Origin of the sequence: Treponema sp. UBA3813, from assembly GCA_002368605.1 — a bacterium.
Lineage (GTDB): Bacteria > Spirochaetota > Spirochaetia > Treponematales > Treponemataceae > Treponema_D.
On record DFEB01000020.1, the window covers coordinates 43,096 to 61,207 of the forward strand.

Genomic DNA, 18,112 nt, shown 5'->3' on the forward strand with positions numbered 1-18,112 from the left:
AATTCCGGGTGGAACTGAACACCCACATGGAAGTGTCCGTCCTCTCCGCCCGCCTCCACGGCTTCCACAAGGCTTGTGTCAGGGCTAGTTCCGCTGATAACAAGGCCTGCTTCTTCCAGCTGGCTTCTATAGTCGTTGTTGAATTCGTAGCGGTGTCGGTGACGTTCGTTGATAAGGCTTGACTGATAGGCTTTTTCCAAAATCGTGTCAGGCGTGACCTTACAGGGGTAGCTTCCCAAGCGCATTGTTCCGCCCTTGATTACGCCTTCCTGATTTTTCATCAAATCGATGACAGGATGCTCGCAAAGTTCGTCAAATTCCCTGGAGTTGGCGTCCTTCCAGCCAAGAACCGAGCGGGCAAATTCAATCACCGCAATCTGCATTCCAAGACAGATTCCAAAATACGGAACTTTATGAGTCCGGGCATAACGGCAAGAGGCAATCATTCCTTCGATTCCCCGCTGACCGAATCCCCCCGGAAGGATAATTCCCCTGCAATCCTTAAAGACTTCTTCCGCCGTCTCGTCAGTCACTGAGTCCGAATCCACCCACTTGATTTTTACATTTTTTCCCACCACAAAAGAAGCGTGATTCAGGCTTTCCACAATGCTGAGGTATGAGTCGTGAAGTTTCACATATTTTCCCACCAGAGCAACCTGAATTTCTCCTTTTCGTCCGTGAATTCTCTCCACCATATTTGCCCAGTCTGCAAGAAGGGGATAATGAGAGTCTCCCCTTCCCTGCTCGATTCCCAAATCACGGCAGACAACATCGTCCATATTCTGGGCGTGAAGCATGAGGGGAACTTCGTAAAGGCTCTTACAGGTCGTGTTGTTGATAACGCAGTCTTCGCCCACATTGCAGAAAAGCGAAATCTTCTTTCGGATGTCCAAAGGAATTTCTTTGTCGCAGCGGGCAACGATGATGTCCGGGTGGATTCCAACCGCCATCAGCTCCTTTACAGAATGTTGGGTCGGCTTGGACTTGTATTCGTCCGAGCCACTGATATAAGGCACGAGGCAGACATGAATGAAAAGGCAGTTGCGTCGGCCAACCTCAATTGCCAGCTGGCGGATTGCCTCAAGGAAGGGCTGGCTTTCAATGTCACCGATAGTTCCGCCCACTTCCACAAGGCTCACATCAGCCCCGCTCACCTCGGCATTTTTCATGATAAAATCTTTAATCTCGTTGGTAACATGGGGGATAATCTGCACGGTCTGCCCCAAATACTCGCCCTGCCGCTCCTTGTTCAGCACATTCCAGTAAACACGGCCGCTGGTCAGATTTGAATAGCGGGTAAGATTCTCATCGATAAATCGCTCATAATGCCCCAAATCAAGGTCGGTTTCCGCTCCGTCATCAGTAACAAAGACTTCGCCATGCTGAAAAGGGCTCATGGTGCCGGGGTCAACATTCATATAAGGGTCGAGTTTTTGGCTCACGACCTTCAAACCGCGGCACTTCAAAAGACGCCCCAAACTCGCCGCCGTAATTCCCTTTCCAAGTCCTGAGACAACACCGCCGGTCACAAAAATAAATTTCGTCATATTTTCCTCCATTCAAATCTAAAAATCGTCACTTAATTTCCTGAAGCCATGCTGCAAATCCACCTGATGCGCTGGATTGATTTGGGCAAAATCTCCCTCAGCATTTTTGTTTCTATGTTGTCAGGATTTATGGAAATCGCTTTCTCCATCGTATCCGTTGAAATCGGCGGCAAAATCCCGAAAATCTTCCGCACTTCCCCCTCGCTGTACTGACGATGAGAGAGAGGAGGCTTGTGGGAAGAAAGAATTTCTGCGGGATAGAATTTGCAGGGCTTGAAAATGAGTTCCCCAGTCTTTGACTTTGCGCCATAAGCTCCGAAAAACCTGCACACAAAGGCCCGTCCGCCATAAATCGAGCAATGATTGTCGTCATTCTCATTCCAGAAAGGGCAGCCCTTGTTCTCAGGAAAGGGAAATTCTCCGTCTGAGACCTTTTCCGCCACATCCGCCTTATTTTCCAAAAGCCAGGCCGCCATATAATCCGCCTCACATTCCAAAAGGTCTGGCTCAAAATTCCTGCAGCACTCGCCGCAGCCACGCGGGCAGGTAAAACCCGATTTTTCGTACCAGACAGCCTGTTTTTGGGCAATCTGGGCGTAAAGCGTCATCATCGCACGCAAGATTTCTTCTTCTCGCGTGCCGCTTAATTTCGTTAAAATGTCGCTTATATCACTGTCAATTTCCATAAAATCCTTTAAAGCAAAAAAAGACGCCCATTCCATTCAACGGCGACAATGCCATTAAATCGAATGAGCGTCTTTGCTCTTTATGGGGATATTTTACGCAAAGGAGGTGGTCTTGTCAATGGTGCGTATCTTTTGGCTAATTCCCTGCGATTTCGTTGAAAAGAGCCTGATAGAGCATGGCCTTATCCTTGTTGGTGCTGCGGATTGTGTTTGAAAGCCGCTGAGCCAGCTTGAGCAGAACCTTGTAGCCCAAAATGCTCTCTTTCTGGCACAATTCGTGAAATTTTTTACTGGTCAGAACGAGAACCTGGCACTCGTCAATCGCCGTAACAGTCGCGCTTCTCTTGTCGTTGCTGACAAGTGCCGTCTCGCCGAAGAAGACATTCATGCTGGCGTCTAAATCTGCAAGGGCAATAGTGTCTCCTGCCGGCGTGTCGCGGTAAATGAGAACCGAGCCTGAATAAAGGATGTAAAACTCGTCGCCAACATCGCCTTCTTTGATTATAACCTGCCCTGGCTTAAATTTTTTCATGCTGATGCTTTCGTAGAGCTGAGTCAGGATTTCCCGGTCACCTTCCTTCTTGGGGTCAAAGTCAGAGAAAAGCGAGATTTTGGCAAGTTTTGGCAGAACTTCATCGAGATTTTTCGTTTCCATTTATTATTCCCCCTTTCAGTTTGCCTTGCCACGGACGAAAATGGCTTTTGAGTGGCTCGGAATTATGTAGCTTGAAGACGGAGCCAGAATCGGCTCGTTGCTTTTGAGCAGCTTGACTTTCTGAAGATTGTCGATGATTTTACTGATATCAGGATTTTTCTGAGCCTCCCGCAAGGCTTCCGTTCGCCTGTGGTGGAAGTTGCCGGAATTGAGCAAAAGCCCTATTAAAAGCCCCTGCTCTTCCCGTCTTTCTTCCTCGTAGGCCTTTAATTCACCGTAAGTTTTTCCCACGAAGGATTCAGGAATATCCCCGATTAAAATGCCGGAAGTGGCGTCGTTACCGCTAATCAGGGTGCTGATGACATGGCTGTAGCCCTGACCGCTGGATGCCGTGGCAAGCAGGCTCTTTTCGTAATCCTGCATGAGAATTATTTCGTCGCAGTGAGCCATTTTCAAATGTTTTTCAAATTTCGGACTCATAAGCTCGGCCACCACATAAAGTCCGTGGTTCAGATTTTCGATTGTAAGCACGGCAAGGACTGTGCGGGAGTCAATTTCAAGGTCAGAATAATCTTTTGATTTGTCGGAAATTACAAGAACCCGCTCCGCGTCCTGAATTTTTGCCCTTTTTAGGGTGGATTCGTCGGTAAAATCCCCGGCAACAAAATGAAGATCCTTGTAAGTGTCATGACTTTTAAGCAGCTGAACCTGCTCTGCAGCCTCGTTTATCAGCACAATCATGTCCATGCTGATTTCCGGATTTGATTTTAGAACCGTCTTTAAGATTTTGTCAAAGCCCGGTCTCCATCCGCAAATTATAAAATGTCCGCTCATGTCTTTTAATGTTTCCAATCCCTTGTCCTTTTTTTCCTGAATATCAACGAAAAGCGCCGTGATATTACCACGGATATAGCTGAAAAAGAAAGTGCCTGTAATCAGCAGAGTGATTGCGGCAGCCCGCCCCGAAAGTGACTCACAAACATACTCAAAGTAGCCCGCAAATACGGCGACGCACATGAAGTAGAAACTGTCGAACTTTGTTTCGATTCCGCTTCCTGTTTTGGTCTCCACATTGTAGACGATTATGGTCATGCTCACTATGAGAAGGATAATCGCCAGATAGGCATAAGTTGACGGAGTTTTAAGAAGAATCCTGAGTAAGTGAAAAAATCGATTCCGCTTTCCGTCCTTTTTTTTACCCATGCTTTTTTGCCCCCCTTAGCTTATGCAGTTAGAGCAAACCAGAATGGATTTTGCGTATTTTGGAATTATGTAAGAGCCCTTTGGAGTGAGAAGAGGCTCATTGCAGCTTCCTTCAAGAGAATCTTTTTTCATCTGCTGGTAATTGCCGGAATTCAAGAGAAGGCCCACGAGAATTTCGGATTCGCCTTTTTTGCTGTAAAAATCCTCCAGCTCCTGATAGCTTTTTCCGACAAAAGACTGGGGAAAATCAGAGACAATGATTCCTGTGTCAGAGTCATCGCTGATAAGCGACTTGATGACATTGCTGTAGCCCTGACCGCTGGATGCCGTGGCAAGAAGGCTGTGCTCATATTCCTGAGTGAGGATGATTTCATCGCAATGGGCGAGCCGCAAATGCTCGGCAAGTTTTTCGTCCAAAAGCTCGGCAGAAATGTAAACGGAAGGATTCATGTTCTTCATGGTAATGACGGCAAGGACTGTGCGGGAATCCACTTCCATGTTGCTTGACTTGCCATTTCCAGAATCCGCAAGAACCAGAATGCGGGAAGCAGTCTCGATGTGGGCGCGCTTGAGCGTATCGGCGTCAGAAAAATCCCCGGCCACATATTTTACGCTCTTGAATTCGATGTTCTCTTTGAGTTGCTCCACCAGCTGGGAAGGGGCATTGTTCACCAGAACAATCATGTCAGGCGTGATGTCTGGATTAGACCTCAGTACCGTCGCTAAAAGTTCCTCAAAGCCGTTTTTCCATCCGCAAAGTAAAAACTGTCCTTTCATAGGCCGTATTTTTTTTAATCCCCTGTTATTTTTCGACTGAATATCCATGATTACGGAAGTAATCTTACCGATGATGACCGCCCATAAAGCCATTCCGAAGAGCAGCAGCACTAATGAAGCAAAGCGGCCGGGAACGGACTTTACGTAAAAGTCATAGTAAGCCGCAACCACCGCGACAATCGTGTGCCAGACCGCATCAAAAAGCCCCGTGATGCCCGAATCTGTCTTGGTCTCCGTCTTGTAAACCACATAAGTCGCAAGTACGATGAGAGCCAGAATAAGAAGGAGCAGATAACTGAAGGGATTTTTCAGCCATCTTTTAAGGCTTCGAAACAGCTTTCGGCGCAGTTTATTGCTTTTTTTGCTCATTTAAAAGCTCCTTGTAAATGCTGCCGGTGTTGGGCAATTTCAAACCAACTGTCCCCTTCTATGATACAAGAATATCCAATTTTTGAAAATAATTTTAAATCACAAAAAAATCAAAAGCAAAAATATCCGGCCTAAAAATGATTTATATCCACGAGGCTAGTATTCTCCAGCGAATAGGGAGAAGCCAGGCAGTCCGCAAGGGCATTTGCCGTGTCGATGGAAGTCAGGCAGTCGATGTCACGCTCAACGGCAAGTCGGCGGAGTTTTACGCTTTCTGCAACCGGGTCACGGCCTTTGGCACTGGTTGAAACTACATAAACCACCCGCCCGCTTTCAAGGAGAGTCATCACATTGTCGCTGAAATTCTCATGGACTTTTGCCACATGGGTTACGGTCATGCCGCTTCTCTCGATAGTCGCCGCATTTCCTGTGGTGGCGTAGAGCTTAAAGCCCAGGTCGTAGAATTTTCTGGCAAGGGCGGGAAGTTCCGGCAGGTCAGACTCCCGCACGGAAAAGAGGACACCAAAGGGGGAAGTCTCCCCCTCACTTTTCTTTGGTCGAATCATCTTCCAGCCGGCGGCGGCCATTCCATTAAAAATCGCTTCTTCCCTCGTGGCGGCAATTCCCAAGACTTCACCGGTGCTTTTCATCTCAGGTCCTAAGTGGGTGTCCACATCCATGAGTTTTTCAAAACTGAAGACCGGGACTTTTGCGGCAAAATAGGGTGGCTTTCGGTAGAGTCCTGTGCCGTAGCCCATTTGAGAAAGCCTCTCGCCCAGCATGGCTCTGGTGGCAAGGTCTATCATGGGAAGCCCTGAAACTTTTGAAAGATAAGGCACAGTGCGGCTGGAACGGGGATTTGCTTCTATTATATACAAGTCATTTTCGTAAATCAGATACTGAATGTTGACCAGACCTTTCGTTCCCAGAGCAAGGGCCAGGTCTGTGGACTGACGGACGATTTTTTCTTCGATTTCTGGAGTGAACTCGCCTGGATAAAGGGCGATGGAATCCCCGGAGTGAATGCCCGTGCGCTCGATATGCTCCATGATTCCCGGAATCAAAACCGATTCGCCGTCGGAAATGCAGTCTACTTCCAGCTCTTTTCCTTCCATATATTTGTCGATGAGGACAGGATTTTCGATTCCGCCCCGCAAGATGATTTTCATGTATTCTTTCACATCCGCATTGTTGCGGGCGATAATCATGTTCTGTCCGCCAAGAACATAGCTCGGTCTCATCAGAACCGGGTAGCCGATTTTTTCCGCCGCTTCAAGGGCCTCAACTTCGGTAAAAACCGTGAGCCCGCGGGGGCGTTTGATTGAAAGACGGTCACAAAGTTCTTCAAAACGCTCACGGTCTTCGGCAAGGTCGATGGCGTCGGCGCTTGTTCCCAAAATGCGAACTCCCTGACTGTCTAAAAATTTTGCCAGCTTGATTGCAGTTCCGCCACCAAAAGCCACCACCACGCCCAAAGGTTTTTCCACGGCGAGAACATTCATAACATCGACTGGAGTAAGCGGCTCAAAATAAAGTCGGTCAGCCGTGTCAAAATCAGTGGAGACGGTCTCAGGATTGTTGTTGATTATGGCGACCTCGTAGCCCAGCCTTTTAAGAGCCTGAACGCACTGAACTGAAGCATAGTCGAATTCAATTCCCTGCCCGATGCGGATAGGTCCTGAGCCAAGCACGACAATAGTATTAGTACGCATCATTGTGGACTCCTCCGATTGCTCTTCCGCTGGGTTCGTCCATGTTTTTCCAGGCGGCATCCCATTCCAGGGCTTTTGCCGTTGAGCAGGCTACTCCCGCTTCGTGGGGAACACATTTGGCGGCAGAGTCGCTGGGGAAAAGGCGGCTGTAGATTTCGCGGTAGTAATATTCTTCTTTTGTTTTGGGCGGATTTACGGGGAAGCGGTTTTCACGGCGGGCAAATTCCTGATCGCTTACTTTTTCCTCGGTGATTTTTTTGAGGGTGTCAATCCAGTTGTATCCAACACCGTCAGAGAACTGCTCTTTTTGCCGCCATGCGATGTTTTCTGGGAGCAGGTCTTCAAAGGCCTTGCGCAAAATCCATTTTTCAATCCGCTGCTTTCCGTCGCCCAGGCGGATGCTCATTTTGTCATTTGGATTAAGGCTCATGGCGATGTCGATAAAATCCTTGTCAAGAAATGGAACCCTGCCTTCAACGCCCCAGGCCATAAGGCTTTTGTTCGCGCGGAGACAGTCATAAAGATGAAGCTTGCTCATTTTTCGCACCAGCTCTTCGTGGAATTCTTTAGCATTTGGGGCTTTATGGAAGTAAAGATAGCCGCCGAAAAGCTCGTCGCTTCCCTCGCCAGAAAGAACCATCTTGATTCCCATGGATTTTATAACGCGGGCAAGAAGATACATGGGCGTACTTGCCCGCACGGTGGTGATGTCGTAGGTTTCGATGTGATAGATTACATCAGGCAGGGCGTCCAGCGCTTCCTGAATGGTGAAGTGGACTTCGTGATGAACGGTGCCGATATAGTCGGCGGCCTTTTGGGCGGCGATTAAGTCCGGCGAGCCTTCCAAGCCGATTGCGAAAGAGTGGAGCTGAGGCCACCACGCGCTTTCCTTACTGTCGCTTTCGATTCGCTTTTTGGAGAATCTCTGGGTGATTGCGGCGATTATTGAGGAATCCAGACCGCCTGAAAGAAGCACGCCGTAGGGAACATCGCTCATAAGCTGGGCTTTTACCGCCGTTTCCAAGCCGTTCCTAACTTTTTCAATCACGGCGGGGTTGATGATTTCTCCCTTATCGTCTGTGGCTTTGGGAGAATTCTTAACAAAGTCGTAGCTTTTCCAGTCGCGGTGATACCATTTCACGGGTTTGCCTTTGTCGGAGGAGACTTTCCCCTCCTTGCTATACAAATAGCTTCCGTTGGGGAATTCTTCGATTGTAACGCACTCGCCTTCCAGGGCTTTCAGCTCGCTTGCGACATAGTAGCGGCCGGCCTTGTCCCAGCCCTGATACAAGGGAATTACGCCGATTTCGTCCCTGGCAATCAGGTAGGCGTCGCGCTCGCTGTCGTAGAGGGCAAAGGCGAAAATGCCTGAAAGTTCTTCAATCATGGCGGAAAAGTCGCCGCTCTCCCGGTATTTTTTGTAAAGGGGCAGGATTACCTCGCAGTCGCTCCCGGTAAGGAAATGATAGCTTTGGGCGAACTGGGCGCGGAGATTTTTATGATTGTAGATTTCGCCGTTTGCCGCAAGAATCAGCTTTCCGTCGTCGCTTACAAGGGGCTGCTTTCCGCTAAGAGGGTCAACGATTGAAAGACGCTCGTGGCTCAAAATCGCATTGTCGCCGGTGTAAACGCCGCTCCAGTCCGGCCCCCGGTGACGGATTTTCTTACTCATTTCCAGAACCTGAGCACGAAGTTCTTCTTTCAAGCCCTGAGCTATGGGCTGGCTTCCGCTTGATAAATCAAAACATCCTACAAATCCACACATATTTTTCTCCTATTTGTTTTTGTTTAAAAATTCCTCAGCCTCATTTTCGCCGCCTGTGACAGAGTAAAAATAAGGCGTTTCTGCGTCAAATTCTCCCGCACAGGTATCGACCATTTTGAAAGAGCGTGGCGGATAGAGCATTTCCTTCTTCTCATGAGACGGCTCAGTCTCCGCCTGAGAAATTTTTTCCAGCTTCCACAAGAACCACTCGTCGATTTTCGTAATCTCATGGATTTCTTCAACACTGAGAAGTTTTCGCTTTAAAGCCTGATAAATGGCGAAGATTCTCTGATCGGTGCACTGGGCCACCCGCTCACGGATTTTCTGGTCGCCCTCTTTGACGAAGGCCGGAAGATTCAAGTCCTTTACGCCAACTTCAAGACCACGCGCCGCCTTTAAAATCGCTTCCTCAAAATTCTGACCGATTGCCATGACTTCGCCGGTTGCCTTCATCTGGGTTCCAAGTTTGCGGGCGGCGTAGACGAATTTATCAAAGGGAAATTTTGGCATTTTTACCACGACATAATCCAAAACCGGCTCAAAGCAGGCCTTTGTTTTCTTTGTAACGAAGTTTGGAATCTCGTCCAGCGTAAAGCCCACGGCGATAAGAGCCGCAACTTTCGCGATTGGGTAACCTGTGGCCTTACTTGCAAGGGCAGATGAGCGGGAAACGCGAGGATTCACTTCAATCACGGCGTATTCAAAGCTGTCCGGGTTCAAGGCGAACTGGCAGTTACAGCCGCCCTCAATCTCAAGGGCAGAAATTATGTTCAGTGCCGCTGAGCGCAGCATCTGATATTCCTTGTCGGCAAGAGTAACCGTGGGGGCGATGACGATTGAATCTCCCGTGTGAACGCCAACCGGGTCAAAGTTTTCCATGGAACAGACCGTAATCACATTGCCCTTTGAATCCCGCATGACCTCAAACTCAACTTCCTTCCAGCCCGAAATACATTTTTCCACCAGAATCTGATGAATTGGAGAGCGGTGAAGTCCGTTATGGGCGATTTCGTCCAGTTCCCGGTCATTGTTTACGATTCCACCGCCGGTTCCGCCCAGAGTAAAGGCCGGCCGGATAATGGCAGGAAAGCCGATTTCATCGTGAACAAAAGCGGCCGCATCCTCGTAAGTCGTCACGACCTTTGAGGGAATGCAGGGCTCGCCGATTGCTTCCATCGTGTCCTTAAAAAGCTGGCGGTCTTCGGCCTTGTCGATTGTAAGAGGCCGCGCTCCCAGAAGCTTGACTCCGTAGCTTTCCAAAAATCCCGATTTCGCAAGCTCCATGCTGAGGGTAAGCCCCGTCTGACCTCCCAAAGTCGAAAGCAGACTGTCCGGCTTCTCCTTTTCGATGATTCGCTCCAGCGTTGTGAGAGTCAGCGGCTCAAGGTAGATTTCGTCCGCCATGGAATGGTCTGTCATAAGGGTGGCCGGATTCGAGTTTACAAGGCAGACTTCAAGCCCCAGAGATTTCAAAGCCTTGCAGGCCTGATTTCCCGCATAGTCAAATTCCGCAGCCTGACCGATTACGATTGGGCCGCTTCCGATTATCATTACTTTATGAATATCTTTATTTAGTGGCATTTTCTTTCTCCTTTTTCATCATTCCAACGAAGCGGTCGAACAAAAAATTCGTGTCGTGGGGGCCGCCGCAGGCTTCCGGGTGGAATTGCACGCTAAAGGCCGGAATGTCGGTGTAGGTGATTCCCTCGCAAGTCTCGTCGTTGGCATTGACAAAGGACAAGCGCGCAGATTCCGGGAGGGAAGCCGTCTCCACCGCGTAGCCGTGATTCTGGCTTGTGATGTAGATTCTGCCACTTTCCAAGTCCTTGCAGGGATGGTTTCCGCCTCTGTGCCCGTATTTGAGTTTTGAGGTTTTTGCGCCACGGGCAAGGGCCAGCATCTGGTGTCCCAAGCAGATTCCAAAAATCGGGATTGCCTTTTTTGTTATTGTCTCGCTTGCCTTTCCTGTCATTGTCGGACTTGATCCGACAATCTCCTTATTCCATTCGCATAATTTTCTGATTTCTTCAATCACAGCCGTATTTTCCGCCGGGTCGCCGGGCCCGTTTGAAAGCATGATTCCGTCAGGCTTTAGTCTTATGACTTCTTCCGTCTTTGTGTCGTAAGGAAGAATCGTCACCTTACAGCCCCGCTTTTCCAGTTCCCGGCCAATATTTGCCTTTGCTCCAAAATCTAAGAGACAGACGGAAAATCGAGAGTCAGAAGATGAAACTTTATTGGGGGAAGTCTCCCCCTCGGCTGCAATGGCTTCGCCATTTCCGCCTGCCCCCTCTCCTAAGGGGCTTCGCCCCTTAAAATCCCCGGACACACTGTTTTCCCTTTGCTGAACGCTTTTCACTGCATTTTCGATTTTGTAGGCACGGATTTCTTCGAGGTGCCGAATCAAGTTCGGCATGACATTTTTTTCAGCCTGCATGACATTTTTTTCAATCGGTTTGGCAGTTTTTCCTGCCGTTTTGACGGCTGTTTCTGTCGGCATATCAGCTGTTTCTGTTCCCGACACAATCATTCCGTTCATGACGCCGGCTTCCCGGAGTTTTTTGGTGAGTTTTCTTGTGTCGATTCCGCAGATTCCCACGATTCCCTGTTTTTTTAAGAATGAGTCCAAATCGCCTGAACAGCGGAAATTGCTTGGCTTTTCGCATATTTCGCGCACGATGTAGCCGGAAGCCCAGATTTTTTTGCTCTCAAAATCTTCGGGGATAAGACCGTAGTTTCCAATCAGGGGGAAAGTCTGCGTGATGATTTGCCCGAAATAGCTGGGATCGGTGAGGGTTTCGATGTAGCCGGTCATTCCTGTGGTGAAGACCGTCTCGCCGATTGTTTTCCCCCGTGCGCCGATTGCCTTTCCTTCAAAAACGCTGCCGTCCGCAAGAATCAAAAAAGCCTTGTCGCTCAAAAACATAATTCCCCCAAAATAAAAAGGCGTTCACCCCATCTGCCGACACTTATAGCGGCAAATCGAATGAACGCCTTTGTTCTTGAAAGTTATACCCTCTTTGCCCAATGTGGTCAAGAGCGAAAGGAAGAAATAGAAAAGGAAGTGTTTTTTTGCAAAATAAAATTTTTCTTCGCTTGACAAAAATTTTTCTTCACGCTATAAATGAGCCAACACAAGACAATGAGGTCGCAAAGTTCACGCTTTGCGACCTTTTTTTATTCGGCGATGATGTCGGGCATGTGCGCAGTGTCTGATGTCACCGCCAATTTTTTTTGGAGGTAAAAAATGAATGATTTATGGTCGGTTTGGTTTTTAATCGGCGCGGCTTTCGTCTTCTGGATGCAGGCCGGATTCGCCATGGTGGAAACGGGATTTACCAGGGCGAAAAACGCGGGCAACATCATAATGAAAAACCTGATGGACTTCTGCATCGGCACGGTCATGTGGTTTTTGATTGGAGCGTCTTTCATGCTCTCTTTCACAGACCCGGCAAGCGGCGAAGTGAGCAGGGGAATCTGGAGCGTCTTCGGAAAGCCGGGATTTTCGGTCTTCACGGATTACGCCCACTTTGACTTCTCGAACTTTGTCTTCAACCTGGTTTTCTGCGCCACGACGGCAACAATCGTAAGCGGGGCCATGGCAGAGCGGACGAAATTCAGCTCTTACTGCATTTATTCGGCAATCATTTCGGGAATCATCTACCCGATTGAGGCTCACTGGACTTGGGGCGGCGGATTCTTGGCACAATGGGGCTTCCACGACTACGCAGGTTCGGCCTGTATTCACATGGTAGGCGGAATCTGCGCCCTGATTGGTGCGGCTATGGTAGGACCAAGAATCGGAAAATTCACCAGAGATGAGGGCGGTAAGGTCGTAAAGGTAAAGGCTTTTCCCGGCCACAACCTGACAATAGGTGCTTTGGGTGTCTTTATCCTCTGGCTGGGCTGGTACGGCTTCAACGGTGCGGCGGCTACAGATGTTCCGACTTTGGGAAGCGTTTTCCTGACCACGACAGTAGCCCCGGCAGTGGCGACTGTCGTCACCATGATTTTCACATGGATTAAGTACGGAAAGCCTGATGTTTCCATGTGCCTCAACGCTTCCCTTGCGGGTCTGGTAGCAATCACGGCTCCCTGTGATGTGACAGACTGTGCGGGGGCTGCAATCATCGGTGCGGTGGCGGGTCTTCTCGTCGTCTTCGGAATCTGGCTTTTGGACTACAAGCTCCACATTGATGACCCGGTAGGTGCGGTGGCAGTCCACATGATGAACGGAATCTGGGGAACAATAGCCGTGGGACTTTTCGCCACAAAATCTGCCCCTGGCTTTGAGACGGCTGGAATCGCCGAGGGTCTTTTCTACGGCGGCGGATTTGGTCAGCTCATTAAACAGTTGGGCGGCATGTTCGTGATTATCGCCTGGACTGTGGTGACGATTTTGATTGTCTTTTCTGTGATTAAAAAGCTTCACGGCTTACGCGTTTCTACAGAAGAAGAAATCATCGGTCTGGATAAGATTGAGCACGGCCTGGACTCAAGCTACGCAGGATTCGACATCGCCCAGAACTATTCCAGCGCGGAAGTTGCGGCGGCAAAGAGGGACGGTGTTAAAATTCCTGCAGAAAAGGCAGTTCCTGTGGTCAAGGTTCCGTCAAGTAAGCCGGACGCAAAATTCCACAAAGTCGTCATCGTGACCCGACAGACAAAATTCGATGAAATTAAGTCTGCAATGAACGACATCGGCGTGACCGGCATGACCGTAACCAATGTTTTGGGCTGCGGAGTCCAGCACGGAGCCGGGGAATTCTACCGAGGCGCCCAAATCGACATGACTCTTTTACCGAAAATCAAGGTTGAAATCGTCGTGAGCGAAGTTCCGGTCGATCTGGTTGTGACAGCCGCAAAAGAAGTGCTCTACACCGGTCACATCGGCGACGGCAAAATCTTCGTATACGATGTGGAGAATGTAATCAAAGTCCGCACTGGCGAAGAAGGCTATGAAGCCCTGCAGGATTAAACTCTTGTTGATAAAAAATCACAATTCCGCTTGACAAAAAAAAATCAAAACGATATAAAAGAACCATCAAACGGCAATGAGGTCGCAGAGTTCACGCTTTGCGACCTCTTCTGTTTTTAAATCGGCAAAGACGCCGCATTTTCTGACTGGTGTACAACGGTCTGGAGAATGCGGCGCTTTTTGTTTTTCAAAAATACGGAGAAAACTATGGACAAAGTAACTTCAATTTTCGGAGAGAATGTTTTTAACGAGACTGTTATGAAAGCTCGCCTGCCAAAAGAGACTTTCAAGCAGCTGATGAAGACCATTGATGACGGCGAAAAACTCAGCCCCACGGTGGCAAATGTCGTTGCGAACGCAATGAAGGACTGGGCAATCGAAAAAGGCGTTACGCATTTTACCCACTGGTTCCAGCCGCTCACAGGCACAACAGCCGAAAAGCACGATTCATTTATCACACCTTCAAGCGAGGGAAAGGTGATTATGGAATTTTCGGGCAAGGAGCTGGTTCAGGGCGAGCCGGACGCATCTTCCTTCCCTTCCGGCGGAATCCGGGCCACATTCGAGGCACGCGGCTACACTGCATGGGATCCGACTTCCTACGCTTTCATTAAAGACGGCGTTCTCTGCATTCCGACAGCCTTCTGCTCTTACACCGGCGAGGCTCTGGACAAAAAGACTCCGCTTTTGCGCTCAATGGAAGCAATTTCAAAACAGGCCGTGCGTGTCCTTCACCTTTTCGGAAACAATGAAGTCACCAGCGTAAAAACCACGGTTGGCCCTGAGCAGGAATATTTCCTTGTGGACAAGGCCGCATGGGAAAAGCGGGAGGATCTTATTTTTACTGGCCGAACCCTTTTTGGCGCAAAATCACCGAAAGGACAGGAGCTTGAAGACCATTATTTCGGCATGATTAAGCCCCGCGTTCAGGCTTTCATGAAGGACTTGAACGAAGAGCTTTGGAAGCTGGGAATCCTTGCCAAGACCGAGCACAACGAAGTCGCCCCTGCCCAGCACGAGCTTGCCCCTATTTTCACCACCACCAACATCGCCTGTGACCACAACCAGCTTACTATGGAAATGATGAAAAAAGTCGCGGCAAAGCATGGAATGGTATGTTTGCTTCACGAAAAGCCTTTTGCGGGCGTAAACGGAAGCGGTAAACATAACAACTGGTCCATTTCCACCAACACTGGAAAGAACCTTCTTGATCCCGGTGCCACGCCCCAAAGCAACGCGCAATTTCTCCTATTCTTGTGCGCTGTGATTAAGGCCGTGGACGAGTATCAGGATTTGCTGAGAATCTCTGTCGCATCTGCCGGAAACGATCACCGTCTTGGTGCAAACGAGGCACCTCCAGCAATCGTCTCAATGTTCATTGGCGACGAGCTTTCTGAAATCCTGGACTGCCTTGAAGAAGGAAAACCTTACGGAAGCCACGAAAAAGAGAAGATGCAGATTGGAGTCACGGTTTTGCCCGACTTCAACAAGGACACCACCGACCGAAACCGCACTTCACCATTTGCATTCACAGGCAACAAATTCGAATTCCGTATGCTGGGGTCAAGCGAGTCAATTTCATGTGCAAATGTCTTTTTGAACACGGCTGTGGCGGAGGAACTGAGTCAATTTGCAGACCTTTTGGAACATTCGGCTAATTTCAAGAGCGACCTTCACGACTTGATTCTGAAGACAATTAAGGAGCACAAGAGAATCATCTTCAACGGAAACGGCTACGATGATTCATGGGTCAAGGAAGCCGAAAAGCGGGGACTTTTGAATCTTAAAAGCACGCCTGAAGCCCTTCAGCACACTCTGGACGAAAAGAACATCGCCCTCTTTGAAAAGCACGGGGTTTACTCAAAGGTTGAGCTTACAAGCCGCAACGAGATTCACTACGAGAACTACTCGAAAATCATCAACATTGAGGCTCTGACGATGATTGACATGGCCAAAAAACTCTACCTTCCGGCCGGAGCAAAATACGCCAAGTTCCTTGCAGACTCTGTTTCGGTCAAAAAGACTTTGGGAGCGGACGACAGCTACGAAGCCGACTCCCTCAAAAAAGTCAGCTCGCTTACAGGAAAGATTTACGAGCAGGTTCAGGCTCTTGAAAAGGCTGTGGACGGAGCTGCAAAAGTCTCAGGCGCTGAAGAAAACGCCCTTTATTATAGAAGAGAAGTGTTCAGCGCCATGGGAAAGCTGCGGGAGGCAGTGGACTGTCTTGAAGGCTTCATCCCCGCAAGCGAATGGCCGGTTCCAAGCTACGGAGATTTGCTTTTCAGCGTGAAGTAAAAAAAATGGCGGCTGGGGATGACCAATAAGTTCAAAAAGTGTCATTTTCGGGCTTGACCCGAAAATCCATTCATAGATTTTAGCTTCTTTCAATCCCTAGCCGAATACTTTTCTTTCTGTTATACTCACTTTCATGGTTATCGTATTAAAAAACGGAATTAGCGAAAGCGAAAAATCAAATATCAAAACTTTGCTTGCAAACCGCAAGTTCAAAATAAATGAAGTCAAGGGCGAGGAAAGCACGGTTCTTGCCGCCGTAGGAAAACTGGCCATGGATGTGCGCGAGGTCGAAGTCCTGCCTGGCGTGGAAAAAGTCATTCCTATTTCAAAGCCCTACAAAATGGCAAGCCGTGAGTTCAAGCCGGAAAACACAATCGTGGAAATTCCAAACAACCGGGGGCAGATTATCCGCGTGGGCGGCAGCCGTCTTATCGCCATTGCAGGCCCTTGTGCCGTTGAGAGCCGGCAGCAGATGCTTGACGCGGCTGAGGCTGTGGCGGCCAGCGGAGCCACAATGCTTCGCGGCGGAGCCTACAAGCCCCGCACTTCTCCCTATTCATTTCAGGGCTTGGGGGAAGAAGGTCTGAAATATCTTAAGGAAGCTGGCGAAAAGCACGGTCTTCCGGTCGTCACGGAAATCGTAGCCAGTGAATATATTCCCGTCATGAAAGACTATGTTGATGTTTATCAGGTGGGAGCGCGCAACATGCAGAACTTTGAGCTTTTAAAGCGGCTGGGCGCTCTCGGAAAGCCTGTCATCTTAAAGCGGGGTCTTTCTGCCACCATCGAAGAATGGCTCATGAGCGCGGAATATCTTCTTTCTTCCGGCACTGACAAGGTAATTCTCTGCGAGCGGGGAATCCGCACTTACGAAAAGGCAACGCGAAACACTCTGGATTTGAGCGCGATTCCTGTTCTCCGCAGCATGACCCACCTTCCAATCATCGTTGACCCAAGCCATGCTCTTGGCGTCCGCGACAAGATTCCGCCTATGGCTCTGGCTTCCATCGCGGCAGGAGCGGACGGCATCATCGTTGAAGTTCACTGCCACCCGGAAGAGGCTCTTTCTGACGCGGCTCAGGCCCTTTACCCGGCTCAGTTCGATAAAATCATGCGGGATATGGAAAGCCTTGCCCCTGTAATCGGAAAGGAAGTCGCTCATATCAGGGCGGAAGATGCAAGCAAAAAAGAAAAGGCCTCTGTCGCCCACAAAAAGCCGGTCTGCGTTTTCTCAGGCAAAAAAGGCGCTTATGCAGAGCAGGCCATCGAGAATTTCTTTGAGGATTCAGCCGTGGCCGAACCTGTAGATTCCTTTGACGAGATTTTTCAGGCCGTGGTTGACGGAAAGGCAGAGTACGGCATGGTTCCAATCGAAAATTCAACCGCAGGATCGGTCTACAACAACTACGACAACCTCACCCGCTACGAAGACATTTCCATCGTGGGCGCGCTCACTCTCCGCATCCAGCACTCCCTTTTGGGCGTAAAGGGTTCCAGCCTCGACACAATCAAAAATGTCTACTCTCATCCGCAGGGCTTGGCTCAGTGCTCAACTTTCCTCAAAAATCAAAAATGGACGGCGGTGGATACTGTTTCAACGGCAACTGCGGCTTCTCTCGTGGCAGAAAAGGCCTCTATTGAAAACGCCGCAATCTGCAACGCACGGAACGCAAAAATCTACGGTCTTGAAGTCATAAAAGAAGTCATTCAGAACGAGCAGAACAATTACACCCGCTTCGTAGTGATTGCCGCAAATCACATTGAAGAGCCTGTCAAACAGTGGGGCGAAAAAAAGCCCAACATGGCAAGTTTTGTTTTCACCACAAAGAACGAGGCCGGTGCCCTTTACGATGCCCTTGGCGTCTTTAAGGCAGAAAAATTGAGCATGAATCGCCTTGAATCCCGCCCAATTGCGGGAAAGCCATGGAAATACTGGTTCTACTGCGATGTGATGATTCCAAGCGAGTGCGAGAATCCCGCTCAAATGATTAAAAATTTCAGCGAGAAATTAAAATCTGTGGCCGAGGATATAAGAATTCTTGGCGTATACGCAGAGTAATCGGACATCCTGTCCTGACAGGTTTTCATGCTGAAAACTTGCGGTCGGCTGTCTTTACGCCACATC

At 49.1% G+C, this 18,112-nt stretch carries 11 protein-coding genes and 1 pseudogene; 3 read left to right on the forward strand and 9 right to left on the reverse strand.

All coding sequences use genetic code 11. The features are described 5' to 3' along the window. From B2089_RS03115 to B2089_RS03155, 9 genes and pseudogenes are all read right to left on the reverse strand, one after another. On the reverse strand, nt 1-1,547 hold a 1,547-nt coding region (locus tag B2089_RS03115), incomplete at its 3' end, for a CTP synthase (RefSeq protein WP_296685844.1). Between the two features lie 32 nt (nt 1,548-1,579). Then, nucleotides 1,580-2,233, reverse strand: coding sequence for a YkgJ family cysteine cluster protein (locus tag B2089_RS03120; protein WP_296319881.1), 654 nt, complete (start codon nt 2,231-2,233; stop codon nt 1,580-1,582). 136 nt (nt 2,234-2,369) lie between these two features. Next, a complete protein-coding gene (locus B2089_RS03125) occupies nt 2,370-2,888 on the reverse strand; it encodes a cyclic nucleotide-binding domain-containing protein (protein WP_296319884.1) in 519 nt (172 codons plus the stop codon). A gap of 15 nt (nt 2,889-2,903) precedes the next feature. Further along, nucleotides 2,904-4,091, reverse strand: a complete 1,188-nt coding sequence (locus tag B2089_RS03130; protein ID WP_296319887.1) for a TrkA-related ion transporter — start codon at nt 4,089-4,091, stop codon at nt 2,904-2,906. 15 nt (nt 4,092-4,106) lie between these two features. Then, nucleotides 4,107-5,237 (reverse strand): TrkA-related ion transporter, encoded by a 1,131-nt coding sequence (locus B2089_RS03135; protein ID WP_296319890.1) that lies wholly within the window; start codon nt 5,235-5,237, stop codon nt 4,107-4,109. Nucleotides 5,238-5,377: 140 nt separating this feature from the next. Continuing rightward, a pseudogene (locus tag B2089_RS03140) lies at nt 5,378-6,973 on the reverse strand (ATP-grasp domain-containing protein); the annotation flags it as partial. After that, entirely contained in the window at nt 6,939-8,714 is a 1,776-nt protein-coding gene (gene asnB / locus B2089_RS03145) for an asparagine synthase B (protein WP_296685849.1), read from the reverse strand. The pseudogene B2089_RS03140 and the gene asnB, both read right to left, overlap by 35 nt. 9 nt (nt 8,715-8,723) lie before the next feature. After that, nucleotides 8,724-10,295, reverse strand: coding sequence for a carbamoyl-phosphate synthase large subunit (carB, locus tag B2089_RS03150; protein WP_296319900.1), 1,572 nt, complete (start codon nt 10,293-10,295; stop codon nt 8,724-8,726). Further along, complete coding sequence (locus tag B2089_RS03155; RefSeq protein ID WP_296319902.1) at nt 10,282-11,640, reverse strand: carbamoyl phosphate synthase small subunit; 1,359 nt, start codon at nt 11,638-11,640, stop codon at nt 10,282-10,284. Before B2089_RS03155 ends, carB begins: the two co-directional genes overlap by 14 nt. Before the next feature lie 321 nt (nt 11,641-11,961). On the opposite strand from B2089_RS03155, the gene B2089_RS03160 reads away from it, so the two are divergent. The 3 genes from B2089_RS03160 to aroF all read left to right on the forward strand — a co-directional run bounded on the left by B2089_RS03160 (nt 11,962) and on the right by aroF (nt 18,046). Further along, nucleotides 11,962-13,692 (forward strand): ammonium transporter, encoded by a 1,731-nt coding sequence (locus B2089_RS03160; protein ID WP_296319905.1) that lies wholly within the window; start codon nt 11,962-11,964, stop codon nt 13,690-13,692. A 207-nt stretch (nt 13,693-13,899) separates the two neighbouring features. Further along, a complete protein-coding gene (locus B2089_RS03165; protein ID WP_296685853.1) occupies nt 13,900-15,987 on the forward strand; it encodes a glutamine synthetase III in 2,088 nt (695 codons plus the stop codon). Nucleotides 15,988-16,120: 133 nt separating this feature from the next. Then, nucleotides 16,121-18,046 (forward strand): 3-deoxy-7-phosphoheptulonate synthase, encoded by a 1,926-nt coding sequence (gene aroF / locus B2089_RS03170; RefSeq protein WP_296325627.1) that lies wholly within the window; start codon nt 16,121-16,123, stop codon nt 18,044-18,046. The last annotated feature ends 66 nt before the right edge of the window (nt 18,047-18,112 follow it).

What these genes read in the sequence shown, in the direction of transcription:
- B2089_RS03165 (WP_296685853.1), top strand. Translation starts at nt 13,900, where the DNA reads ATGGACAAAGTAACTTCAATTTTCGGAGAGAATGTTTTTAACGAGACT.
- carB (WP_296319900.1), bottom strand. Translation starts at nt 10,295, where the DNA reads ATGCCACTAAATAAAGATATTCATAAAGTAATGATAATCGGAAGCGGC.
- B2089_RS03160 (WP_296319905.1), top strand. Translation starts at nt 11,962, where the DNA reads ATGAATGATTTATGGTCGGTTTGGTTTTTAATCGGCGCGGCTTTCGTC.
- asnB (WP_296685849.1), bottom strand. Translation starts at nt 8,714, where the DNA reads ATGTGTGGATTTGTAGGATGTTTTGATTTATCAAGCGGAAGCCAGCCC.
- B2089_RS03135 (WP_296319890.1), bottom strand. Translation starts at nt 5,237, where the DNA reads ATGAGCAAAAAAAGCAATAAACTGCGCCGAAAGCTGTTTCGAAGCCTT.
- B2089_RS03155 (WP_296319902.1), bottom strand. Translation starts at nt 11,640, where the DNA reads ATGTTTTTGAGCGACAAGGCTTTTTTGATTCTTGCGGACGGCAGCGTT.
- aroF (WP_296325627.1), top strand. Translation starts at nt 16,121, where the DNA reads ATGGTTATCGTATTAAAAAACGGAATTAGCGAAAGCGAAAAATCAAAT.
- B2089_RS03130 (WP_296319887.1), bottom strand. Translation starts at nt 4,091, where the DNA reads ATGGGTAAAAAAAAGGACGGAAAGCGGAATCGATTTTTTCACTTACTC.
- B2089_RS03120 (WP_296319881.1), bottom strand. Translation starts at nt 2,233, where the DNA reads ATGGAAATTGACAGTGATATAAGCGACATTTTAACGAAATTAAGCGGC.
- B2089_RS03125 (WP_296319884.1), bottom strand. Translation starts at nt 2,888, where the DNA reads ATGGAAACGAAAAATCTCGATGAAGTTCTGCCAAAACTTGCCAAAATC.